The organism is Streptomyces sp. AM 2-1-1, from assembly GCF_029167645.1.
Classification (GTDB): domain Bacteria; phylum Actinomycetota; class Actinomycetes; order Streptomycetales; family Streptomycetaceae; genus Streptomyces.
The window spans coordinates 1-22,555 of record NZ_CP119147.1 but is presented as its reverse complement, the minus strand read 5'-3'; the positions used below and the strand labels follow the sequence as shown (position 1 = coordinate 22,555).

The following is a 22,555-nucleotide window of genomic DNA, read 5'->3' as shown; positions in this document are numbered from 1 at the left end:
CTCCACGCCCCGTCAAAACCCGCTCCAGGACGGGGCGGAACGGATTTTCGCGAGAGGTCGAATGACCGGCGGCCGGCGCGGACTGTAGACCTCGCGCTCAACCGGAGCGCACCTGCCGGGAGACCCTCCGTGTCCCCGCTCGCCTTGATCGTCATCGTGCTCGTGGTCGTCGTCGCGCGGCGATCAGGCTCGCGCGAGTTCCTCGCGGCGGCAGACGTCTGCGGGCCCGCCGTGCCGGTCATCGCGGCACCGTCCCGGCCACCCGAACCGTGTCCGTCCTCCTGCACCCCCTGCCACGCGCCGCCGCTGCGCCCGCTGCTCCATCACTGCGACCGCCTTCGCCCGGACGGTGCCGCGCCGCCGCGACCCCGCCGTTTCTTCGCCGAGGTGCTCCTGCGCCTCAACTTCCTGGGCCCTTGCTCGACATCGAGGCAGGCGGCCCCGGCCAGGGCCCGCGCCCCTTCCGCGACCCGGACGCGTCCGCGGACGGTGACGAGGACGGCGAGCACCGCCGGTCGGCACGGGCGGCCGTCCGGGGCGCGGCCATGGGATCCCTCCGGCGGGGCGGCGCCTGCAACGTATCTGCTGCAGCCGACCGGGCGGACATCTCTTCCGCTGACGCACGGGGGGTGTGTCAGCGGCCCGCGCGCAGCCGTTCCAGCAGGGCGTTCTCCGCCCGTTCCGCGTCGTCGTCCTCCCAGAAGGTGACCGGCACGCTCCTGATGTGGCGACCACGCGGATCGAGCAGATGGCCCGCCAGCTTCAGCTGCCAGAGCGCCACCGCTCGGTCGGCGACGACGAGTTCGGGGAAACGCGTGGAGAGCCGGGCTTCGAAGGCGGCGATGTCCTCGGGGGATCGCAGCCACACCGTGAGCATCAGGTTGTGCGGCCCGGAGAGCGAGGCGCAGAGCCGGGTCTCGCGCATCCGGATCAGTTGGGCGGCGACCCGTGAGGTCTCGGCCGCCGGTGCGGCGCCCCAGAGGGTGACGGAGATCGGCCAGCCGGAGAGGTAACGCGCCACCTCGCAGCGGTAGACCAAGGCATCCTGCCGGTGCATGCGGTCCAGGCGCCGGCGGACCGTGGTGGGGCTGACGCCGAGCCGTTCCGCGAGCCGGGCGGCGGGCTGCCGGAAGTCCTCGCTGAGCAACAGGTACAGCCGGGTGTCGAGCATGTCGGGGGCGGCCAGCCCCCGGCGGGGCGCGGCCACCGGCGGCCGGTCCGTCACCAGCGCGTCCTTGCTGTCCGGCCCAAGCCGGTCCAGCCGCCAGCGGCTTCCCTCAGTGTGTACGACGGTGGCGAGCTGCGTCCGGGTCGCGGACACGCCGGGCAGCCGGCCGAGGCGGAAGCCGACGTACCGCGTGAGTGCCGCCTGGTCGGGGAAAACCGCGTTCAGGATCAGGTCCCTGGAGCCGCTCATGTGCTCGATGGTGATGAGGTGGGGATCGTCCGCGATCTCCGCCGCCACCGCGTGCAGCGAACCCGCCGCACAGTCCACCTCGATGAAGGCGATGATCGGCACCGCCGGTCCCACGGCCACCGTGTAGCAGCTCAGCCAGGCGTGACCGGCCTCGGTGAGCCGGTTCCAGCGGCGGGCCGCCGTGGAGGCGTCCACTCCGAGCGCCTTGCCGATCTGGGCCCACTCGGCGCGCGGCGAGGTCTGCAGGGCGGTGATCAGGAGGTAGTCCAGCTCGTCCAACAGCGGCGGGTGAGCGGCGCCCAGCAGGGCCCCGGCGCCAGCCGGTTCCGGCGGCGTGGGCCACCCGGTGGATTCGTGCGTCGAGGGTGTCATCGGAGGCGCTTTCCTGCGGATGATCCGGCCCGGAGGGGTTCGCTCCGCACGATACGCCCATGTCTCTGCTCCACGATGCCCACGCGCTCGCCCCCTCGCTCACCGCCCTGCGGCACGCCCTGCACCGGGAACCCGAACTCGGACTGGACCTGCCGCTGACCCAGGCCCGGATCCTCGACGCGCTGGACGGCCTCGGCCTGGAGATCCGGTCGGGCCGCGCGCTGAGTTCCGTCACCGCCGTCCTGCGCGGCAACCGCCCTGGACCCGCCGTGCTGCTGCGCGCCGACATGGACGCCCTTCCCGTCACGGAGGACACCGGCCTGCCGTACGCCTCCGTGCTCGACGGGCGGATGCACGCCTGCGGCCACGACCTGCACGTCACCGGGCTGGTCGGGGCCGCCCGGCTGCTCGCGGCGCGGCGCGGGGAACTGGCGGGGGACGTGGTCTTCATGTTCCAGCCCGGCGAGGAGGGCATGGGTGGTGCCCGGATCATGATCGACGAGGGGGTGCTGCACGCCGCCGGGGAGCGGGTGGTCGCCGCGTACGCCCTGCACGTCGTGTCCACCGGAGCGCCCACCGGCTACGCCGCCACCCGCCCCGGCCCGATGCTCGCCGCCTCCGACGCCGTGCACGTCACGGTGCGCGGCCGGGGCGGCCACGGCTCCTCCCCGCACTCCGCCACCGACCCGGTGCCCGCGCTGTGCGCGGCGGTCACCGCCCTCCAGACGGCGGTGACCCGTGAGATCGACGTCTTCGACCCGGCAGTGATCACTGTCGGCAGGATCGAGGCGGGCACCGCCGCCAACGTCATCGCGGACACCGCCCGGTTCGACGCGACCGTGCGTACCTTCTCCGCCGCCGCGCGGGCCACCGTCCGCTCGGCCTTCGAACGGACCGTGCACGGGGTGGCGCGGGCGCACGGCGTCACCGCCGAGATCGACTACGTCGAGCAGTACCCGGCCACCGTCAACCACGCCGGCGAGGCCGCGTTCGCGCTGGAGACCGCCCGCGCCGTGCTCGGCGAGGACCACGCCTTCGAGGCCCCGCACCCCATGGCCGGGGCCGAGGACTTCTCCTTCGTCCCGGAGGAGGTGCTCTCGGCGCGTTCGTGGCCTTCGGCGCCTGCCCGCCTGGCACGGACCCGGCCACCGCCCCGATGAACCACTCGGCTCGGGCGGTCTACGACGACGGCGCCCTGCCGCACGCCGCCCCCCTGCTCGCCGGGCTGGCGCTGCGCCGCCTCGGCGGCCCGCTCAACAGCCCCGGACGCCCCCACGGACCCTCTCCGGGCCGTCCCCGCGCCCGCCCGTCAGGAGGGAGACCCTGCTGCGACCGACACCGCCACCCCGCCGCCGACACCACCACCGGGCGGAAGCCGCCCGCCGCGTCCGTCACCGCCGTCGTGGGACTGCTCGTCTTCTTCGAGAAGACCAGCGGTTTCCGGGAGGTCGGCCTGGCCCCCGCTGCCGCCGGACCTCGCCGACCACCTCTTTACCGGCTCCGCCGCGCTGAACTGGGTCGTCTCCGTGCAGTTGCTGGCCGCCGCCGTCTGCGTCCCGCTGTTCGGCCGGCTCGGCGACCTCTACGGCCACTGCAGGGTACAGCGGATCGCCCTCGCGGTGATCGCCGCTGGCACCCTGATCGTCTTCCTCGCACCCGATTACGGGGTGCTGCTCGGCCGGGCCGCGTCCTCCAGGGGCCGATCGCCGCGTTGCTGCCGCTGGAGATCGCCCTGGTGCGCGATCAGCTGCCGGTGACCGACGCCCGCCGGGCCATCGCCTGGCTCGTCGGCGCGCTGACCGCCGGAGCGCTGGCGGGCGGCCTGGTCATGGGGCTGGTCGACTCCGCCTCCGGCTCCCTGCGGCTGACGCCGCCGGTGCCCGCCCTGCTCGCGGTGGTGTGCGTCCCCGTCTCCTTCGTGGCGGTACTGGAACCGCGCACCTGGGCGGCCGGGCGGGTCGACTGGGTGGGGGTGGCGCTGCTGAGCACCGCCATGATCGCCCTGCTGGGCGGGGTGTCCGGCGCTGGCGGACGGCCTGTGGGGCTCGGCGCGGCTGCTCGGCCCGCTCCTGCTCGGCCTCGCGCTGCTCGCCTGCTGGGCGGTGGTCGAGCTGCGGAACGTGGAACCCCTGGTGGACATACGGGCCCTGGCGGCACGCACCACCGCCCCCTTCCACCTGGCGGCGTTCCTCTTCGGCGTCTTCTACTTCGGCAGCCAGACGCCCAACGCCACCTTCTACGCGGCCGACCCGGAGGCCACCGGCTACGGTTTCGACTTCACCGCCCTGGGCTATCTCCCTCGCCTCGCTGCCCGGCGCCGTCGGCAGCGTCGTCGGCTCGCTGGCCACGGCGGTGGTGGCGCGGCGGATCGGCTACCGGGCGACCCTGATGACCGCCTTCGGCCTGGTGGCGCTCACCTTCCTGCAATTCGCCCTCGCGCACGGCGCGTTGTGGCAGATGGCGGCCGACTCGACCTTCCTCGGCCTCGGCATCGGGCTGGCGCTGGGCGCAATGCCCACGGTGATCGTGGAGGCGTCCGACCTGACCCGCACCGGCATCTCGGCGGCCCTCTACAACAACGTGAAGACACTAGGCGGAGCTGTCGCGGGCGGTGTTGTCGCCTCCTAGCTCGGCGCGCTGACCTTCACCGGCGCCGACGAGCCCGGCGAGGGCGAGCTACACGGCGGTCTGGCTGGTCTGCGCCGCGTGCGGACTGGGCGCGGTGGCCCACGCGGCCTTCTCTCGGCGGAGGGAGGAGGGAAGGGCGGGGCGTCCCATGAGGCGGGAGCCCGCCCCGGCACCGCCCTCGGCACACCCGCCCCGTCCCAGCTCACCGAACGCATGTTCACCACGACCCCCACACCCGCACCACCCCGCCGGCAATACAAACCCCGACCGCCCCGCGTCCCCCCGGCCGCCGCCCGCGCCCTGCGCCACCAGCCGCTGACCTGGGCCGCGCGACGAGGGCGCCATCGCCGCCCCCGTCATCGCCGCGCCTTGACGACCTGTCCGCACAGCCGTCACACCGGCCCGGCCGCTCACCGCCTCGACCGCGTCCCCGGGGTCAGGCCGGGGCCGTCTGTCGCAGCGCCGCGACCGGGGGACGCTTCCGCACCCTGCGCAGCTGCTTCCTGTCGACTTCGGGGCGGGCGGGGATGACCGCGTCGACGGACGCCGTGGTAGGGAGCGGTACGCCGACGGCTCCGGCCCGGCCGAAGCCGAAACGGACCTCGACGGACTGCGGGGGCGGAGCCGGCCGGAGCCGGACCATGTGGTCCACGCCGACCCGGCGCATCCTCAGCCGGGGCGGCGGCTCGCTCAGGTCCGAGCGGGGCGTCGGCGGCGATCAGGCCCACGAGGTGGTCGCGGCGGCAGATCGCCGCACCCCGACCGGGGTGGTGCAGCGTCCCGGCCGGGACATCTGCGGCCACCAGGAACAGCCCCGCACGGGGGAAGCGCGTCGCATCCGTGTACCGAATTGGCCAGGCCCGTCACCCGGCGCTGTCGCACCAATCGGCAATTGATGCGACGCGCTCTCGTAGGTTGCCCCGGTACGCAGATGTCCCGGCCGGGACATCTGCGTCACTCGAACAGCCCCGCACGGGGAAGCGCGTCGCATCCGTGTACCGAATTGGTGCCAGTACTCTGACAGCGGGAGTGACGGGGTGTCCACACGGGATGATCACCTTGCTCGGCACGTCTGCTTGGTTTCTGACTGTACTTTTGGGACCTCTCGTACTGCTTCACCCGCCGCACGGGCGCTGCTCTGAGCGCCGTCGCGCTGATTACCGGCATGGCATCGGCATGTACCGACTCATCTGCGGCGCCCAAGCCTCCGCAGTCCGGGAAGGCGGCCGGCTCCACCGCGGCCCCCACGGCTCAGCCGTCCTCCCCGCCCGGCCCGGAGCGGTTGGACCAGGAAGCCCGCGACTTGCTCCACCTGACCGACCCCCCGTCGTTGGACGAGGAGGGCTTCGTCTCGTCCGGTTCCCTCGCGGTGCCCGGACAGAACCTGGACGAGACCATCGAGTCAGGCACGGCCCTTCGGGTCGAGGTGGCGTGCGCGGGGGAGGGCACGGTCACCTTCACGGTCGTCTCGGGCACCGCCAAGACAGCCCAGCGCGTCGACTGCACGCAACCGATGACGAGCGGGTTCGACTTCACCACGGCCGGGCCGAGTCTCGCGATCCAGGCGGACTCACCCCAGGAAGACAAGGTAGGCACCGCCTACAAGGTGAGCCACATCTGATTCGTCCCGGCTGACGGCCCACGTCACCCCGGCCTGCGCCGGGGACGGCGTGTGCCTGACCGGCACACACGCCACACAGAAGGGGCCCCGAGGCGCTCAACTCGCCCCGGGACCCCGCCGTGTTCCCCGCCACCGTGCCGCCCTCTACGGGCCCTTGAGGTTGTTCCGCATCCCGCACCGCCGTGCCGTCGCCTGATCCGGAGCCTGTCCCGGGTGTCCATTGGAGAGTGCCGAGGGGGACGTCGTGGACTGGTTGATGGGGACGCTCGGGTTCGCCGCCGGGTTCCTGATATCCGTCACCACGGCTCCTGTGGGCGTCTCCGGAGCGGTCTTCCTGTTGCCCGTACAGGTCAGTGTGCTGGGAGTGCCCAGCCCAGCGGTGACACCCACGAACCTGCTCTACAACGTCGCGGCCGGCCCCGGTGCCCTCTGCGCTACTGGCGGACCGGACAGCTCGGTGGCCCGCTGACCAGGCTCTTGATCGCGGGCACTGTACCCGGCGTCGTCGTCGGCGCCCTGATCCGTGTCTATGCCGTCCCTGGCCCGCGCATCTTCCGGCTCCTGATTGCGGTGCTGCTCCTGCCGCTCGGGCTGTGGCTGTGGCTGCGGACCGTACGCCCGGCCCCACCCCGCACCCGCGACCATCCTTCGCCTCGCGCGACGACGCCGCTGGCCCTGGCCGTCGGCGTGGTCGGTGGCATCTACGGAATCGGGGGCGGCTCGCTACTCGGCCCGATCCTCGTCGGCCGCGGAACACCGGTCGCCACCGTTGCACCCGCCGCCCTGGCCTCCACCTTCGTGACCTCCATCGTCGGCGCGGCCACCTACGCGCTGCTCTCCCTCGCCGTCACCGGCGACGTCGCCCCCAACTGGCTACTGGGCCTGTCCCGCGGTGCTGGTGGCCTCCTGGGCGGATACCTCGGCGCACGCCTCCAGCCGCACCTGCCCGAGACGGCCCTCCGGCTCAGCTTGGTACCCTCACCACCGCAATCGGCGCGCTCTACGCAGTTCAGATCCTTCGGTGACCGTGCAGTACCCAGCCGTTCCGGGGTACCGGGGTGCTGTCGGAACTCGGGTTCTGGCTCAGGTTCTGTGGTCCGTGACTGCGGGTCACCGATTAGATCTCGAACAGGGCTTCCTCTTGTGGCGGGATCGGAGGGTCGAGGACGTCGCGGAGGCGGGTGATGTCCTGGCGCCACTTCGACCAGTTCGCGGCTTCGGCCCACAGCTCGGCGAGTTCAGACCGGTTGGAAACCACTTGATCCAGGGCGTCGACGGCGAGCATTCGAAGGTCTGCAGGCAACTCCGGTAGCGGCTCCGAAGGGCCATAGTTCGAACACGGCCGATCGCAGTCAGAATGCTGGGCAACGACCAGAGCCGCCGCGCCCACGGCTCGCTCGCCGTCGTAGATACCCAGGAAGTCCGGGGGCCCGGCGGCACGCTTGAGCACGCCGCGGATCATGGCTTCGCGCTCTTCCAGTGCTGCCTCGTCCAGGTCACCGGCGAAGTCGGCGGCGGTGTCGTTGTCGAAGGGGCCGATGTCCCAGGTGCCCATGTCTCTCCTCGCGCGGTCGGCTGGGGATCGTCGCACTGGCCACTGACAGTGCGCTCAGGAGTCAAGCAGCACCCGCTTGCGCAGGAGGTTGAAGCCAGCGCGTCCGTACATCTGCCGCTTGATCATTTTGATGCGGTTGACATGGCCTTCAACTGCGCCCGAGCTCCAGGGCAGGGTGAGACCGGCGATGACGGCATCGCGGTCGCCGTCGATGCCGGCGGCAAGGGTGTGGAGACTGGGCAGATCGTCCTGCCGGACGGCGACGAGCCAGTCCGGAAGACGCTCGCCCTGGCGCTCGGTCAGCATGACGGCGAAAGCGCGGACGTGTCTGGTGAGCGCGTCGATCTCGGGGCAGTGGGTGCGCACGGTTTTGAGCAGCAGTTGTTCGGGCTCGGGAAGGGTTTCCGGTCGCCGGAGAATCCATCCGGCGACCGTTCGGGGTGAGGGCGGCCGGGCGACTACCGGTCGTGGGGAAGTGCGCTTCTTGTGCAGGTAGGCGCGGACGCGCTGGTAGCTGCCCTTGTAGCCGAGCGGCACGATCTCTTCCCACAGCTTCCAGGCGTTGGTGCAGCCCTCGTTCCACCGGTCGTCCAGGTAGGGCTTGTAATCATCGAGGACCGAGGGCCGGTTCTGCCACTGGCCGGTGAACAGCTCCTCCGGAGCCTTGGCCTCGGCGAGCTGCTTGACGGTCCGCCAGGTCATTCCGAGCTGCCGCTGGACCGAGCGACGGCTGTGCCCGGCTTCCAGCAGTGCGTGGACGTCGGCGTGCCGGGCCCTGGTGCGGTCGGCGAAACGATGGCCGGTCGGCCATGGCGAGCCAGAGGGATCTCTCTCCGGCGCAGGCTCCGGATCGGGATCGGGGGCGGGCGTGACAAGGGCGCGGAGGCAGCGGCGGTGCTGAGCGACGGCCCGTTCGGCAGCCTCGCTCACGTTGTGCCAGAGGTGCCAGCGGTCCGCGACCTGGACCGCCTGTGGAGCGCCGACGGTGGCACCTTCGGCGAAGAACGGCGCCCGGTCACGGCAGATCACCTCAACGCTCGGCCGCGTGGCGAGCCAGGCCGCCAGGCTGGACGCCTCCCGGTCGGGCAGCAGGTCGATGGGGCGGCGGGTCTCGATGTCGATGAGGACGGTGCCGTAGTGGCGGCTCTTCCGGGCCGCGTACTCGTCAACGCGGATAACCCGTGGTGCGGCCACCTCGGGCTCGGGAAGCGCGTCCACCAGACGAAGCACCGTGCTGCGGCTGGCGGAAACGCCGAGAACGTCGGCGATACGGGCCCCGGCCCGGCCCGCGAGCGCCAAGCCGACCGACACCAGGGTCGAGCGCAACCGTTCGGTCCGCTGACTGTGCCGGCGCGTCAGGCCCGGTATCTGCTCGACGAAGGTACGGCGTGCGCAGTCCGAGTTTCCACAGGTGAACCGTCGGACCTTCAATTGAAGGACAACCCGTCGGCCTCCGCTGGGAACATCAGCGGGAAACCGCAGGTAGGAACCGTGAAACCGGTTCGACCAGGTGCCACAGACCGGGCACGCGGCGCCGTCGGCCGTACATTGCGCATCAACGCGCACGATCGCGATGTTCACGTCTACCGACAGCACCGCGACGTCGGCGATCGACGGGAACAACAACTCCTTCAGCCGGAGCAGGACCTCTTCCACGGCCCTGAACATTCAGCCCGAGTGCGTTACCCAGGGATCATTTTCAGGCAACTTCACCCCCAGCTCGAAGAGGCCCAGTAGTCGCAGAGAGTGGCCGTTCCACAGAAGTTGAGCCAGAGCCGAATCTCGTGACCATTCCACCTTGGGTCTCGTAGGCTTCCCGCCTCCCAACTCGGTGTCGAAGTGCTGTCCGAGCCCGTGGACAAAGCCAACCGGGCCGCCCGGCCGTTCGAGAGGTAGGCCGGCCGGAGACCGGCGGAGTCCCTCGCGCACGTTCGGCGTGCACCCATGCACGGGCACACGGGTGCACACGGGGCGAGCAGCCGGACGCGGTACGGACCGCACCGGGGTGCCGCGCCCCCTGCCGCAGCTGCTGATCAGGCATGGCGGGACCGGGCGCGCTGCCCCCCCCCCCCCCCCCCCCCCCCCCCCCCCCCCCCCCCCCCCCCCCCCCCCCCCCCCCCCCCCCCCCCCCCCGGCCTGATGCAATGTACTCGCGGCAGGCCCCGCCGCAGGTGCTGCGGCAGCACCTGCGCCACCGGCACAAGACCGGTGACCCATAAGCTGGACGTCCGGCCGAAGATCCGCTGGCATCCGTCCGGTACCTGCCCGGCGGACGGATACCAGCGGCTGCCGGACGGATGCCAGCGGATGCCCAGCGGCTGTCTCGACGGATGTGCGCGGAACGCCCTGGCGAATCCGCATTCGGCCCGGAACTCACCATGAGCGGGTTTCCCGGCAGGTGTAGAAATCGTGACCGCCACCCGCCACCGCCCGGACACCGCCACCCCGGGTGCGTGGCGGTGGTGGAGGTCACCACGGCCCGGGTGGTGATGCCGGGGCGGTGGCTGGGCGGTGCCGGGTGGCGGTGCTCGGAACAGGCCGCCGAGCGGCCCGGCTGCGCTAGCCACTTTTCGGTCCTCGTGCTCATGTTCATGCGAGGGGACGGGCGCTCACAACGCCGCACCGCCTCCCGGCGCTGCTCGACCCGGTGCTCCCGGCGGTGGCCCTCGCCGCTGGCCACGGGGTGAGTCCGAGCGGAGCGGCCCCGGTACCCGGCGGAACCGGGCCGGTACGCACGCACGGGCTCCCCAGGTAAGTAGTCGGCGTCCGCCGCGTCCTGGAGGGAGCGGCCTGACCGGCAACGTCTAGGCCTGAGGACGCACACCGGTCTTCACCGGAGGACGTGACCCGGGGCACGCCTCAGCGCGCGACTCAGGATGCGACCAGAGGCGGGACCCGCCTGGAGCACCCCGGCAGCCTCCCCGGGCCGGCGGCCGCCCGTCTACTTGCCGCAGCCCCTGCTGGAGGGTTCGCCGCGTTGTTGCCGCCACGGGTGCTGAGCTGCGCGCGGGCCTCCTGAACCTCCCGCGCCCGCTGCCCAGGGCGGCGTCGTTCAGTGGGTCTGTCTGGTTTGAGCACAGGAGGCCAAGCCTGGCCAGGGCGAGGCGCCGCAGCGCGCATGGTGGCCGGTGCAGCGCAAGCTGCCCAGGGCCCGACGGCGCGCAGCGGCCAGATCGGCCGCCGTGCCGGATCCGTTCACCGGCGTGCCGCGGAACCGTCTCCGACCCGCTTGCGCACCCGACGCACCAGCTTCATCCGCGCCCCGCGGCCACTGTGCGTACTGAAAGTCGAAGCCTGCCTCGGCCCGTCGGCCCGGGACGACACGGCGGCTCTTCAGCAGCAGTTCGGTGCAGTCGGAGCGCAGAGCGAACGCGCCGACCTCGGCCATCCACTTGGCCTCAGGGAACCTCCACCGGAACACCTCCCAGGCGGAGCGCAGGGTGCGCATGAATGCGCGCTGCGGCAGGGGATGGGGAGCAGCCAGGTTCACCGGCCCTGCGATGTCCTCCCGGTCGATCAAGAACTCCACCGCGCGCACGTAGCCGCAAACGTGGATCCACGACACGTACCGTGCTCCACCGGCGACCGGGCCGCCGAGACCAGGCGGGCCAGTCCTGGGGCAGGACGGCGAAGACCCCGCCGGGGTCCGGGCTCATCACCATGGCCGAGCGCAGAGCGACCTTGCGCGTGGCCGGCGTTTCGGCCTGCTGCTGAGCCTGCTCCCAGGCCTTGGCGATCTCGACGCTGTACGCCCAGTAGTTGGGCACGCCCGGTTCGGTACCGCCGATCACACCGGTGGCCTCGTCGTTGGCGGCGTCGAAGCGGTGCGCGTACACCGTGGCGGTGCTCATCTGCAGCCAGAGCCGTGGCGGTCGGGCAGCTCCCGCAATCGCGGCGCCCACGACCCGGGTGGAGTCGACCCGGGAGTCCATCATTTCCTGCAGATTGGCCGCCGTGTATCGGCAACTCACAGTGCGTCCGGCCAGATTGATGACGACATCGCTGCCGTCCACCGCCGCCGTCCATGGCCCCAGGGTCTGGCCGTTCCATTGGACCTCGCCCTCGCGCCTGGGGCGTCTGGTGAGAATCACGACCTCGTGGCCGGCGGCGTCGAGTGCGCGCTTCAGGATCGCGCCGACCTGTCCGGTGCCCCCAGGAATCACAATCTTCATCGGCTACCCCTCCTTCGTCTTGGATGAGCCTAGACCAAAGAGTTGAACATGTTCAAAACTAGGGTACGATCCGCGATTTCAGTCAGCCTCGCCGTGCGGCACGGGGCGCTGGACGTCAGTTGGGAGCGTTGTCCGGTTTGATCACGTGATGCCGAGGGTGGTCAGGGGGCGGGTGGCGTTGCGCGCGTGGTGGCGGAGGCCGGCGGCGATACTCCGGTGCCCTGACAGGCGGAGGGACCCGAGGGCGAGGTTGCGCAGGCTGGCCATGGCCCGAGGGGCGGTGCCGGTGCGCACACGGGAGGCGTCCTCAGTCCAGGCGGTGTCACGTACAGCGCGAGCGACGGGCCGAGATCATCGATGATGCGGTCGGCCGCGGACTTCGAGATGCCGAAGAGCGGGGCAAGCTGGCGCAACGTGAGGTTCGTGCGCCAGTGCGCCGCCACCAGCAGCACCCGGTCTTCCAGCGGAAGGGACCATGGGCGGCCCTTGCGGACCGGATCCGCACCCTCACGGCGCAGCGCAGTCACCAACTTGCCGAAGACACCCGGGCTCAGCCCCGTGAACGGGGCTATCCAGGACGACTCCGACGCCGTGATCACACCAGACAAGATCGTTTCATGGTGCCGACACAACGTCGAGAATGCTCCTATGACTGAAGAGCTGGTGAAGTTTCTCAAGGCGCGGCTGGACGAGGAGGCCGACTTGGCACGACGCTGCGACGGCGACGGCGACGGATGCGGGGAGTGGTCTGCCCACGGACACACGGTCGACTTCTGTCAGGTTGACCTCTCCGGATTCCACCCCACGATTGCTCTGCATGTGGCTCTGCACGACCCGGCCCGCGTCCTGCGCGAGGTCGAAGCCAAACGGCGCATACTGGCCCGCCCGCGACCCATGGCCGTGCCACGACCTGCGAGACCTTGCCTCGCCCTACACCGGCCACCCTGACTTTCCCTCACGGACCTGAAGCGGCGCAGCCCACGGACAGGGTGCCCAGCGAGGCCGCGTGTTGAACCGAACCACACCCACTAAAGATCATTTACGGGACAGGTCTTAGGCTCGGTGGCCATGAGTCAGAGCGGTTCGCAGGCGGCGGCATTCTTCCGAGATGTCCGTGGAAACGGAGTGGTCTGGCTTGTCCGGGATGACGACGGAAGCCCGACTCACCTCTCCGCGGACGGCACGCGAAGTTTTCCCTTCTGGTCTACCTCGCTCCGGGCTCAGAGGGCGGCGAATATTTGGGGTCGTGGGCTCCGCGTCGATTCCATGCCCGTGGACACCTGGTGCGATCTTGTACTGCCCGATGCTGCCCGGGACGGACTCGTGATCGGCATCAACTGGAGTGGGCCGCGTCTGGTCGGCTGGAGCTTCACTCCCAGGGAAGTCCTTAACCGGCTGGCGGATGCCAGCTAGCTCACAGCATCGGTCACCGGAGCGCGCAGGCGCCGCCGGCGCATGAGTACGCATCCGAGGGTGAGGAAGGCTTCGGTGGACGTCGTCGCGGATCTCCCAGCGGATCCGTAGCCGGCGGAACCAGTACAGCAGGGAGCAGATCCGCTCCGTCCAGGCGGCGCGCACAGCGGCCGCCCGGCGGCTCAAGGCCGACCTGAGGCCGCGGAGAAGCTGCGCCCCCGACGTTTCGAGGCCTCCACCACCGCCGCTTCGAATGCCTCCAGGCGCTCGCATACCCGGCGCGCTCGTCCTCGAGTACGGCGCTGAGCGCCACGGCAGCGATCTCCTCCGACGCGTCAGGACGAGGAACCCGCTCGGATCGGCCAACGCCCACGTCCACCGCCACGCCGCCGCCAGGACGGCCTTCACGTCCCACACAGAGGCCACGACCGACTCACCCGCCGGAGCCTCCCTCGGGGCCGTACGCGTCCACGTCGTGCTGACCGACGCTCATGCGGCCCATTCCAGTCCGAGGCCTGCCAGCCGCTGAAGCTGCTCAACCGTGAGCGTCGCCCGTCGGCTCTTCACGTTCGACAGCCACACCCCCAGCCGCACCGATGTCCCGTCCGGCAACTCCTCGGACCAGGACCTCGCCACCACCGTGGACTCCCGCTGGGCGTACTGGGCGAGCGCGGCGAGCCCTCGTTCGAACGCGCCGGTCCGCGCCCCGCCCGCCCGTCGTGGCCGCGCCTTCACCAGACCACCAGCCGGCTTCTCCGGTGGCCGGACGCCGAGCGCGACCAGGCGCTCGCGCGGCCCCCCCGACCAGCTCCCCCCACCCGTCCCGCTGGGCGACCAGCCACCGGCCCACGTCCAGCCCGTTCACCATCGCCCCGGGCTCCACATGCCCGAGCACGCTCCCCGGGGCGACAATTCCCTTCAGAGCGGCGTAGTGCCGCTGCCAGTCGACAGGCCAGTCCGGCGCCCGGTCAGGGTCGGTCCTTGCCGGCACCGATGCACGCCGCGACGCCCGCCCCGGGTCGCATCCCGAGCCCGTTCTTCTTCTCCGCGCATTGTATTGTGACTGCCCCACCGGCCGGTCCGCGATCATCGCCGTGACCGGTGCGGCCAGAGTCCCGTACACAGCGAAGTACGCATGGGCGGCGCCGAGGTTCTCCTCCCACGCCGCGTCCACCGGGTCCCACACGACGCCGGGCGCCTCCAGGTCCTCGGAGAAGCTACGGTTGCCGTGGTGGGCAGCACCGACCTGATGACCGGACTATGCCGAACGACACCGCGATGAGGCGGTCAACTCCCCAGGTGCAATGGCGGAGTGGTCAGTTCGTGTTGCCGAGGACATCACCGGCTGCCCTGCGGAAACCCTTCACGGCCTGGTAAAGGGCGCGCTCTCGTTCGGCGGCGAGAGCGGTGTCCGCCGCCTTCTGGGAGGAGTCTCCTGCATGGGCGTTCTTCTGCATCCGCCGCATCACGTTGGAGAGGTCGCCGGATGCGTGAGCCACACGATCGGCTTCTTCCCCTATCGAAGAGCGGACCTTCAAGGATGACGACTTCAACGGCACGGTGGACCTGCCGAGCCAGTGCGACGAAATGGTGGACCTTCTCGTCCATCCCGCAGGTCGGGAATCTCCGGCTGGAGTGCGCCCAACACGGCGTCCATGGCGATGTCCCGATTGCGTGAAGAGCACCGAGGTAGTTCGCGTAGGCGTCCCTGCGGTGCTGCCTGCGCCACTGGCCGAACTGCGAGCGTGCGGTCGCGCGCCCGTTCACCATCGCCGCGCCGATGGTGGCGAGGGATCCTACGGTGGCGCCGAGCAGTGCGGCGAGTCCAGCATCCATGATCTCCATTTGCCTTTCCCCCTTGCAGTTCGTCAGCAGCCAGGTCTGCGGCCTGCCGTGGTCTGGAACTGGGCGATCAGAATGATCACGTGGCTGAACGTGTGCAGGTTCGTGGGGTCGACGACGACGGAGGGCGACGACTGCCCCGGCAGTAGCTCCGGCCCGGATTGGTTGAGCACCACCAAGCGCAGCGGCCCGTCGAGCCGGCCGACGCCCCGCCCCCGGACGCCTTCGAGGTTGCGGAGGGAGCGGACACCCCGTAGGAGAAGTAGTCGGCATGGCCCCACCCTCGACCAGGCCGGTGACGTGGACGTTTCCCCGTCGTGGCCGTGCCGTTGAGGCGCCAGGGGAAGCGCACCGGACGGCCCCTCGCGGGCCATCCCGGTGGCGCGGCCTTCAGCAGCCCGTCACGCACGGCAGCGGCGAGACGAGCACGAAACCCCTCGACCCCCTGCCCCTCAGGGACAGCTCAAGGGATCCGCTGCTGCAAAACCTCGCTTCGCCGCTACTTTCCGTGGCGCTGTTTGGCCCGTCGGATCGGCGTACGGCGCTCCCGGGGTGTCCGTCGACTGGGTCGCCCGGCCGTTCGAGGAGGTGGGCCGACCGGAGACCGGCGGAGTCCCTCCTGCGCGTTCGGCGTGCACCCGTGCACGAGCACGCGCGGGCCCCTGGCGGACCGCCCGCGCCCCTGCCGCAGCTGGTGCCACAGGTGCTGCCGCAGGTGCTCCCGCAGGGTTGCTGCCATGGGTGCTGACCTGGACCGGACCCCCTCGGCCCCCGCCCCTGGTGTCGGTGCGGCAGCACCTGTGGCAGCCCCTGGCCGATCAGTGATGACCTGCGGGTTTCTTCGGTGGCGGTTCGGCATCGTGAGAGGGTCAGCGCGGTAGCTGGGAGGCCACGGGGTCCGTTTCCCTCTGGTTCGCCTCTGGTGTGCCGGGATGTTTGGTTTCGGGTGGGGGTCCTCAAGGGCGCAGGCGGCCGGCGGCCGCGCGGCTGCTGAGGTGCTGGACGGTTGGGACAGCAGCCCCCGGCGCCGCTCCTACGCCCTCGGCCTGCTCCGGGCCCGGCCGTGGGTTTCCCAGCGGATGTCTGGACGGATGTCGGGGGATGCGCCAGGGAACGGGGTTCGGCCGTGAAATCCACCATGGGCGGGTTTTCAGCGTGTGTGCAGTTCAGGACCGCCACCCGGGACCGCTCGGCTACCCGCCTCCCGGGGTGGCGGGTGGCGGTCACTCCGAACCGGGTGGCGGTGGCCGGGCGGGGCTGGGCGGTGCTGGGTGACGGTGCCCCGGGCGGCCGGCCCGGCACCCGGAGGAGCGAGCTGGTGGTCGCGCAGCAGCCCTTTCCGGGCCCGGGGAGCGCTGCCCGCGGCGCGCAGCCAATCGGTCCGCACGCCACCGACAGCCGCAAGCACAGCCGTAGCCCTCACAGCCCGCCCGGCCCGCGCCAGCGGACCGGCAACAGGCCGGAAGGCACTCGCCCAGTGCCGGCCGGGCTCCCCAGGCAAGTAGTCGCCGGCCGCCGCGCCCCGGAAAACGCGGTCTGACCTGGTGTTTACCAGGTCCGCGGCTGCCCGGCCGGTGCGACCAGGGGAGCGATCAGAGTACGACGAGAAGCGCGACCAGAGGCGCGACCTGCCGGTGGCGCCCCCGCCGCGGACTTCCCCTTGTTCCCCTGGGGCTGGCTACTGGGAGGTGGGCGGTGGAGGCGGTGACACGGCGTCGGGGAACGCGTACGCCGCTGCGGCGGCCTCTCTCCCGGCCCGCTGCGGAGCGCGCCGAGCACACATCGGTCCGGCCCTCCGGCCAGCTGCCGCAGGTACTGCAGCGGAGGGATGTCAGCCAGTGGGTCAGGGCCCAGGGGGACATGGCCCGCAAGGCCAAGAAGGAGACGCTCGCCCCGGTTACCCGCTGCGCATCTAGGAAGTACTGCGGGCAGCATGACGTGATGCCTCCGGTGACGGGGCAGAACGACTGTGGCGCCTCCCGTGTGGGAGGCGCCACAGTCGTGCACGCCAGGAAGATAAAGGCCCCGATCCGCCGCACCTCCGGGTCACCCAGTGCGATGTGTCGGCTTCATTTCAGTGGGCTGGTGGCAGTGATGGTCGATCAGGTAGGGGTGTTAGAGGCGTCAGCAAGCACGTCGGCGACGGGCACTGAAGGCTGTTCCACCCGCTAGGGCCACAATTGCAGCTACGGCCAGCATGCGGGTGATGTCCCAAGTATTACCGACCAAAGCGTCCTGCCTGCTGGCTTCTACAGACAACCGCATAGTGGTCTCACAAACAATTACCACTGGGACTACGAGTTGACAGGCCAGGCGGAGGCCCAGGTGGTAAGCCTTACGCGAGTAATAGCCAGCGAATCCGCAAAGAGAGCCAAAAAGAAGAGCGAAGGCCCACCACAATACGAGCATAGAAAGGAAATCCTGCCACGCAAAATGAGTGGCCTTTCCAGTTGGATCACTAAAATCTGGCGCCACGAAATCGCCTTGAATCGCCTTTGTTACGTAGTAGGCAAGTACGGTGACGAATAGTGACGCGAAACCCATAACGCCAGATTGCTTCATGGATTTAGCCATCAGTCCCGCAAAGAACGCCAATAGGCTGTACATCCAGCCAGCGACTAAAGTGACGCTCACAGCATGACTCAGCTGTCCGTCCATCGATTCCAAGAGTGGCCCAGCCACCCCAACGAACAACCCAACCGCAAGCGGGAGTGTGACAGTCGAAAGTGATGAGCGCACGCGTACAACCTCTTTGCGGGGGAGGGATGTTCAGGCTTCACCCTACTGCACCACCCGGGATGTCGTGGGGTTCCCCAGTGACCGAAAACCTAACTATTGCTCATAATTGGGTGAAAGTTAGGTCTTCGGTCACTGGAGGCCAGACTTCAGCCAAGAAGGCTAGGCCGATTCTTTAGTACTTGCCCCAGTACGCGTTGCAGGTGTAGGCGACGCCGGCCGTGACGACAGCCTTGGCCCAGACATCCGCGTTCTGGATGTCCTTGTCGGTGAGCTGCGCCATGGCGACGCTGGCCGAGTGCTTCACGCTGGGGTGAATGTAGTTGGAGTAGCAGTGCTTCCCCGTCGCGGCGGCCGAAGTTCCGTAGTTCCAAGTGCCGCCACCGACGGAAGCCCTCGTCAGCGGGCCGGAGCCCTCCTGGAACGAAACCGCTCCCCACTCGGTCGGCTTGTCGCCGTTCGGGAGGGTGAGCACATCGGGGGGCGTGTCGCCATTCGCCACGGAGTAGACGTGTACCTGCGGGGCCGCGGTGGCGTGGGCCGGGGCGGCGACCGCAAGGGCGCCAGCAGCGGTGGCCAGCGATACGGCAGCGAGGGCGAATTTTCCGGGCTTCTTCATAAAAAACTCCTTCGAGATTGCAGTGCGATTTTTTATCGACTGACAACTTAGTGTGGACGGTGTGATCATCTTTCATAGTTGGGACGCTTCTGTAAAGGCATTTGGAGGCAACCCTGCACGCGGTCAGGGTTTGATGGGGTGCCCGCTAAGTCCGATATAAGTGTAACTGACACGGGTTTCTTTATGGTTCTCTAGGGTGGAAATATGAAGATTTTTCGGGAATGCCGCAACAGAATTAGCGGGGCTGTAGATATGGTCACCCCGAACGATTCAAGCCATAATTTGGCGTATTTTTTCTGCCCGTGAAAAGTTCGGTTGCACGGCAGACGACCTTGTGTTCAGAAACAGGCATCTAGTACGCGGCTCACCTCTTCACCGCCCAGGTCGCCGGCGCTTCCGACGCGCAGCTCCAGGCCGTCATCGCCGAGATCCTCTAGAAGCGGTAATTCAAGGACTGCGGCCCCCGGGCCGCCGGTCTCCTCGTCGAGTACACCGACATCGAGCATGTCCGACATCCACCCCTGAGCTCCTCTCAGGGGCTTCCCAGCTCGGAAACCGCAGGCGCCCTGCCTCACAAGCACGTGTGATGATCTGCGGGTTTTTGTCGATGGAAGTTCGCATCGTGATGTCAGTGCGGTATTGATCGGGTTTCTGCTGTTCAGCTTGCTGCGGTTAGGGATTCGAATGGGGACAGAAATGTCGATTTGGTGCTGATAGTGATGGTGTAGATCAGCTGGTTGCCGGTCGTTACAGCGTGGGTTGTCCTGTCGCTGGTCAGGGCTGTGGTGGGGGGACGGGCGCTGCTGTGTTGCTTTCTATGGGCGGACTGCAGGCGGTAATGGATTCCTGTTGCGGTGCGGCCCGATGCAGAGACCTTGCCGAAGGCTGGTGCTTGAAACTCGTCAGCTCCACCCCGGCACTCCTCCTCCTCTTCCTCGACCAAGGCTCCGATCCGCTGTACCGCCGAGTCGCCCAGCACCGCGGTGAACACCGCCTTGACTCCGCCCACGCCCGCCGACAAGCATGGACGGTGACCGCCGCACGGACCCGCCCCTCAGCGACCTCGCCCATTCATGCGGCCTTCGCCCACTCCAGCCCCAGAATGGCCAGCCGCTGAAGCTGCTCAACCGTGAGCGTCGCCCGTCGGCTCTTCACGTTCGACAGCCACACCCCCAGCCGCACCGACGTCCCGTCCGGCAACTCCTCGGACCAAGACCTCGCCACCACCACCGTGGACTCCCGCTCGGCGTACTGGGCCAGCGCGGCCAGGCCCCGCTCGAACGCCCCGGCCCGCGCACCACCCAACGCCCGCCGCGGCCGCGCCGGAACCGCGGCGGCCGGCTCCGGCGGCCGGACGCCGAGCTCGACCAGGCGCTCGCGCTGCCCTCCGGGCAAGGCCTCCCACCCGTTCCGCTGAACGCCGAGCCACCGGCCCACGTCCAGCCCGTTCACCATCGCCCCGGGCTCCACGTCCCCGACCATGCTCCCCGACGCCACGATGCCCTTCAGGGCGGCGTAGTGCCGCTGCCAGTCGACGGGCCAGTCCGGCGCCCAGTCCGGGTCGATCGCCGCCAGCACCGCCGCACGCCGCGACGCCCGCCCCGGGTCCTTCCCGAGCCCGTTCTTCTTCCGCGCGTTGGCCAGCCACTGCCCGATGGGCCGGTCCATGATCATCGCGGTGACCGGTGCGGCCAGTGTCCCGTACGCCGCGAAGTAGGCCTTCGCCGCGCCGAGGTTCTCCTCCCACGCCGCGTCCACCGGGTCCCACACGACGCCGAGCGCCTCCAGATCCTCCGCCCGCCCGGGCAGCATCGTCCCGGCCCGCATCGCCCTCCGCTGATCGGACAGCCACCGCCCCAGCGGAAACCCGCCCCCGCCCCCGCCCTCCCCGATGCCGAACTCGCCGTTCCCACCCTCACCGGAGCCGAACTCTCCGCTCCCGCCCTCGACATGACCGTACGGAACCGCGAGGTCCCCCTCCCGCTCCCGGTACGCGACCGCCGCCCGGTGCCCCGCCCGCCAGTTCGCGTGCTCCGGCTCGATCAGGTTGTACTCCACCATCCTGGCCACCAACGCCGGATCCCGGTGCACCCCGAACCGCAGCAGCAACCGCTGCTCCTCCGCGTCGTCACCCTCCGGTGCCTCACCGAGCCACGACGACACCGGCTTCGTCCGATGCAGGTCCTCCTGCGGAGCAGCAAGCATTTCCACCGCACGCTCATCATGCGCACGCAACCCGGAAAGAACCTTCAACAAAGGCCGATACGACGCCGAATACGGCATGTCTTCCGGAGTTTCATCCGGACCGAGAAATACCGGCACGATCAGCGTCGCCATTTTATCCTGACCGGGCTTTTGTCGAAGCGCCCGGCCAATAGCCTGGACGATATCGACCGCCGACCCCTTCGGGTCGATAAGAGCGACGGAGTCCACACTCGGGCAGTCGACACCCTCGCCGAGAACCCGGCAATTCGACATCACCGCCCGTCCCGCCCGTCCCCCGAACCGGTGGAGATCCCGGACCCGCGTCTCCGGCTCGTGCTCGCCCGACAGCCACCCCGACCACACCTCCGCCGGATGCCGGTCCGGGTCAGCCACATGCAGCCGGGCCGCCACCCGCCCCAGCCCGGCGGAGAACGCGTTCGCCTCGACCGTCCGGTGGTGGAAGGTGATGCACCGCTGAAGCCCGTGCTCTGCCATCGTCTCCAGCAGCGCCGCCTGGAGCACGGCGAGCCGCTCGCCCCGTACGTGCTCCTCGAACCGCTCCTCGCCGTACAGCTTCTCCAGCGTCAGCCGCTCATCCCGCAGCTCCACCACCACAATCTGATACCGCGCCAAAAGCCCCCGCCCGATCGCGTCCGACAGATCCAGGACCCACAGAACCGGCCCAAAGATCCGCTCGTCCGACATCGAGCAGGCCATCTCCTTCGGCAACCGGTCCACCGGCGCCCGGCGACCCGCCGCCCCGCTCTCCTTCGGAAACTCCGACCGCCAGCGCGGACGCGGCCGCTCCATCCAGATCCGCGGCGTCGCCGTCAGATACAGCCGGCGCATCGCCGGAAGCTGCTCCTGGTCGTGGACGACCGCCCACGCCTTACCCAGCGACCCACTGGTCCGGTGCGCCTCGTCCACACAGACCAGGTCCCACACGTCCATCGGCAACCCGTACGCGCCCTCGTGAGCCTCCACCAGAACTGGCAGGGACGCGTACGTCGCGAACACCGTCACCGGCCCGCTGCCGTAGTACAACGCCAACTGCTGGGGATTCGTCGTCGACGGCACCCGCAAGTCGTACAGACGCGGATCGTCATCCATCGAGCACACCGCCACCATCGAGCCCGAACGCCCGAAAGACCGCCACTCCCGCACCGTCTGCGCAAGCAACTCCAGCGTCGGAAGAAGAACCAGAACCCGCCCATGCGGAGAAATACGCTGCGCCGCGCCGGCGGCAATGAACGTCTTTCCCGTGCCGCACGCCGCGTGCACCTGACCGCGCAGCCCATTCTTCGGAATCTGCTGCCCGGGCCGAATTCCCAGCCCGGCAACGATAGCGTCCACCGCTTCCGCCTGATGCGGATAGAGCGGAATTCCACCAGTCATGACGAGACGCTCCAAATCCGGGGGAATGGGGTAGCCGTTCCCTCGTGATGCTACCCGTGCATCACGAGATGCACGAATCTGATGCAGCACGATGCATCACATAGACTGACGATTGGCCTGTTCCGGCCCCACCGTGGCCAATCAGTGTGCTACATTGCGGGAGCAGTGCGCATCACACCCCTTCCCGAGTGCGAGCGTGGCCCTGGCCTGACTTCCCGTCAGGACGAGACTTTCCAGCCCTCGGCCCCGACCTCCTCGTGGTACCGGACCCCGGAGCCGGCCCCGGTAGGTAATACTCACCGATTCGGGATCCTACCCGCAGGCACAGTTGATGCACCGCCACCCCGTGCCGTAGCCAGCCCGGCGAAGCCGGTCGGGCGGGAGCGCAGCGGACGCCCCGCCTCACAGCGCAGCGGAGAGGCGCCCTCGATTACCGCGCAGCGGTAATCCGAATTCCCGCATGCGGGAATTCTTCATAAACCGCGCAGCGGTTTATCAAAAGGCGCGCAGCGCCTTTTAGAATTCGCGCAGCGAATTCCCGCTCCTCGGCGCGCCAGCGCCGAGGTACCCGCTCCGCGGG

General features: G+C 69.6%; 19 protein-coding genes and 4 pseudogenes. 7 read left to right on the top strand and 16 right to left on the bottom strand.

Annotation, left to right across the window (positions count from 1 at the left end):
* Positions 1-634: 634 nt before the first annotated feature.
* Positions 635-1,789, bottom strand: a complete 1,155-nt coding sequence (locus tag PZB77_RS00115; RefSeq protein ID WP_275490439.1) for an Lrp/AsnC family transcriptional regulator — start codon at positions 1,787-1,789, stop codon at positions 635-637.
* Between the two features lie 59 nt (positions 1,790-1,848).
* Here PZB77_RS00115 and PZB77_RS00110 point away from each other — a divergent pair.
* Together PZB77_RS00110 and PZB77_RS00105 are read left to right on the top strand one after the other, a co-directional pair.
* Positions 1,849-3,032: pseudogene (locus PZB77_RS00110) on the top strand (M20 family metallopeptidase); the annotation flags it as partial.
* Positions 3,033-3,252: 220 nt separating this feature from the next.
* Complete coding sequence (locus PZB77_RS00105; protein WP_343299896.1) at positions 3,253-3,546, top strand: MFS transporter; 294 nt, start codon at positions 3,253-3,255, stop codon at positions 3,544-3,546.
* Here the strand turns inward: PZB77_RS00105 and PZB77_RS00100 are convergent.
* Positions 3,533-3,784, bottom strand: a complete 252-nt coding sequence (locus PZB77_RS00100) for a hypothetical protein (RefSeq protein ID WP_275496290.1) — start codon at positions 3,782-3,784, stop codon at positions 3,533-3,535. The two genes, PZB77_RS00105 and PZB77_RS00100, sit on opposite strands and share 14 nt — an antisense overlap.
* On the opposite strand from PZB77_RS00100, the gene PZB77_RS31200 reads away from it, so the two are divergent.
* Positions 3,689-4,417, top strand: a complete 729-nt coding sequence (locus tag PZB77_RS31200; RefSeq protein WP_343299895.1) for an MFS transporter — start codon at positions 3,689-3,691, stop codon at positions 4,415-4,417. The two genes, PZB77_RS00100 and PZB77_RS31200, sit on opposite strands and share 96 nt — an antisense overlap.
* Positions 4,418-4,853: 436 nt before the next feature.
* On the opposite strand, the gene PZB77_RS00090 is transcribed toward PZB77_RS31200, so the two are convergent.
* Positions 4,854-5,060, bottom strand: a complete 207-nt coding sequence (locus PZB77_RS00090) for a hypothetical protein (protein ID WP_275495851.1) — start codon at positions 5,058-5,060, stop codon at positions 4,854-4,856.
* Between the two features lie 522 nt (positions 5,061-5,582).
* Here PZB77_RS00090 and PZB77_RS00085 point away from each other — a divergent pair.
* Both PZB77_RS00085 and PZB77_RS00080 read left to right on the top strand, forming a co-directional pair.
* Positions 5,583-6,038, top strand: coding sequence for a hypothetical protein (locus PZB77_RS00085; RefSeq protein ID WP_275490437.1), 456 nt, complete (start codon positions 5,583-5,585; stop codon positions 6,036-6,038).
* A gap of 256 nt (positions 6,039-6,294) precedes the next feature.
* Positions 6,295-7,063 (top strand): annotated as a pseudogene (locus PZB77_RS00080) (sulfite exporter TauE/SafE family protein).
* Between the two features lie 92 nt (positions 7,064-7,155).
* On the opposite strand, the gene PZB77_RS00075 reads toward PZB77_RS00080, so the two are convergent.
* From PZB77_RS00075 to PZB77_RS00055, 5 genes and pseudogenes are all read right to left on the bottom strand, one after another.
* Positions 7,156-7,593, bottom strand: a complete 438-nt coding sequence (locus PZB77_RS00075) for a DUF4259 domain-containing protein (protein WP_275490436.1) — start codon at positions 7,591-7,593, stop codon at positions 7,156-7,158.
* Between the two features lie 54 nt (positions 7,594-7,647).
* On the bottom strand, positions 7,648-9,249 hold the full coding sequence (locus tag PZB77_RS00070; protein WP_275490435.1) for an ISL3 family transposase: 1,602 nt from the start codon (positions 9,247-9,249) through the stop codon (positions 7,648-7,650).
* Positions 9,250-10,858: 1,609 nt separating this feature from the next.
* Positions 10,859-11,765: pseudogene (locus tag PZB77_RS00065) on the bottom strand (NAD-dependent epimerase/dehydratase family protein); the annotation flags it as partial.
* A 141-nt stretch (positions 11,766-11,906) separates the two neighbouring features.
* The gene (locus PZB77_RS00060; RefSeq protein WP_275496289.1) at positions 11,907-12,032 is read right to left on the bottom strand and encodes a hypothetical protein; all 126 of its coding nucleotides are present in this window, start codon (positions 12,030-12,032) and stop codon (positions 11,907-11,909) included.
* A gap of 62 nt (positions 12,033-12,094) precedes the next feature.
* A pseudogene (locus PZB77_RS00055) lies at positions 12,095-12,373 on the bottom strand (transposase family protein); the annotation flags it as partial.
* A 40-nt stretch (positions 12,374-12,413) separates the two neighbouring features.
* Here PZB77_RS00055 and PZB77_RS00050 point away from each other — a divergent pair.
* Both PZB77_RS00050 and PZB77_RS00045 read left to right on the top strand, forming a co-directional pair.
* A complete protein-coding gene (locus PZB77_RS00050; protein ID WP_275490434.1) occupies positions 12,414-12,713 on the top strand; it encodes a DUF6221 family protein in 300 nt (99 codons plus the stop codon).
* A gap of 120 nt (positions 12,714-12,833) precedes the next feature.
* Positions 12,834-13,178, top strand: coding sequence for a DUF2750 domain-containing protein (locus tag PZB77_RS00045; protein ID WP_275490433.1), 345 nt, complete (start codon positions 12,834-12,836; stop codon positions 13,176-13,178).
* A 489-nt stretch (positions 13,179-13,667) separates the two neighbouring features.
* Here PZB77_RS00045 and PZB77_RS00040 read toward each other — a convergent pair whose 3' ends face one another.
* The 8 genes from PZB77_RS00040 to PZB77_RS00005 form a co-directional block, all read right to left on the bottom strand.
* A complete protein-coding gene (locus PZB77_RS00040; RefSeq protein WP_275490432.1) occupies positions 13,668-13,913 on the bottom strand; it encodes a helicase associated domain-containing protein in 246 nt (81 codons plus the stop codon).
* 581 nt (positions 13,914-14,494) lie between these two features.
* Positions 14,495-14,677, bottom strand: a complete 183-nt coding sequence (locus tag PZB77_RS00035) for a hypothetical protein (RefSeq protein WP_275490431.1) — start codon at positions 14,675-14,677, stop codon at positions 14,495-14,497.
* A gap of 369 nt (positions 14,678-15,046) precedes the next feature.
* A complete protein-coding gene (locus PZB77_RS00030; protein ID WP_275490430.1) occupies positions 15,047-15,196 on the bottom strand; it encodes a hypothetical protein in 150 nt (49 codons plus the stop codon).
* Between the two features lie 1,948 nt (positions 15,197-17,144).
* Positions 17,145-17,759 (bottom strand): DUF6518 family protein, encoded by a 615-nt coding sequence (locus tag PZB77_RS00025; RefSeq protein ID WP_275490429.1) that lies wholly within the window; start codon positions 17,757-17,759, stop codon positions 17,145-17,147.
* Positions 17,760-17,931: 172 nt separating this feature from the next.
* The gene (locus PZB77_RS00020) at positions 17,932-18,375 is read right to left on the bottom strand and encodes a lactococcin 972 family bacteriocin (RefSeq protein ID WP_275490428.1); all 444 of its coding nucleotides are present in this window, start codon (positions 18,373-18,375) and stop codon (positions 17,932-17,934) included.
* A 338-nt stretch (positions 18,376-18,713) separates the two neighbouring features.
* Positions 18,714-18,890, bottom strand: coding sequence for a hypothetical protein (locus PZB77_RS00015; protein ID WP_275490427.1), 177 nt, complete (start codon positions 18,888-18,890; stop codon positions 18,714-18,716).
* Positions 18,891-19,033: 143 nt separating this feature from the next.
* A complete protein-coding gene (locus PZB77_RS00010) occupies positions 19,034-19,396 on the bottom strand; it encodes a hypothetical protein (RefSeq protein WP_275490426.1) in 363 nt (120 codons plus the stop codon).
* A gap of 50 nt (positions 19,397-19,446) precedes the next feature.
* Positions 19,447-21,975 carry a DEAD/DEAH box helicase gene (locus PZB77_RS00005; RefSeq protein WP_275490425.1) on the bottom strand — a complete coding sequence of 843 codons (2,529 nt, stop codon included), beginning with the start codon at positions 21,973-21,975 and terminating at the stop codon, positions 19,447-19,449.
* Between the last annotated feature and the right edge of the window lie 580 nt (positions 21,976-22,555).

Excerpts from the sequence above, each read along its gene's own strand:
- PZB77_RS00115 (WP_275490439.1), bottom strand. The coding sequence starts at position 1,789 with ATGACACCCTCGACGCACGAATCCACCGGGTGGCCCACGCCGCCGGAA.
- PZB77_RS00100 (WP_275496290.1), bottom strand. The coding sequence starts at position 3,784 with ATGGCGGTGCTCAGCAGCGCCACCCCCACCCAGTCGACCCGCCCGGCC.
- PZB77_RS00090 (WP_275495851.1), bottom strand. The coding sequence starts at position 5,060 with ATGGTCCGGCTCCGGCCGGCTCCGCCCCCGCAGTCCGTCGAGGTCCGT.
- PZB77_RS00085 (WP_275490437.1), top strand. The coding sequence starts at position 5,583 with ATGGCATCGGCATGTACCGACTCATCTGCGGCGCCCAAGCCTCCGCAG.
- PZB77_RS00075 (WP_275490436.1), bottom strand. The coding sequence starts at position 7,593 with ATGGGCACCTGGGACATCGGCCCCTTCGACAACGACACCGCCGCCGAC.
- PZB77_RS00060 (WP_275496289.1), bottom strand. The coding sequence starts at position 12,032 with ATGGCCAGCCTGCGCAACCTCGCCCTCGGGTCCCTCCGCCTGTCAGGG.
- PZB77_RS00050 (WP_275490434.1), top strand. The coding sequence starts at position 12,414 with ATGACTGAAGAGCTGGTGAAGTTTCTCAAGGCGCGGCTGGACGAGGAG.
- PZB77_RS00045 (WP_275490433.1), top strand. The coding sequence starts at position 12,834 with ATGAGTCAGAGCGGTTCGCAGGCGGCGGCATTCTTCCGAGATGTCCGT.
- PZB77_RS00020 (WP_275490428.1), bottom strand. The coding sequence starts at position 18,375 with ATGAAGAAGCCCGGAAAATTCGCCCTCGCTGCCGTATCGCTGGCCACC.
- PZB77_RS00015 (WP_275490427.1), bottom strand. The coding sequence starts at position 18,890 with ATGTCGGACATGCTCGATGTCGGTGTACTCGACGAGGAGACCGGCGGC.
- PZB77_RS00005 (WP_275490425.1), bottom strand. The coding sequence starts at position 21,975 with ATGACTGGTGGAATTCCGCTCTATCCGCATCAGGCGGAAGCGGTGGAC.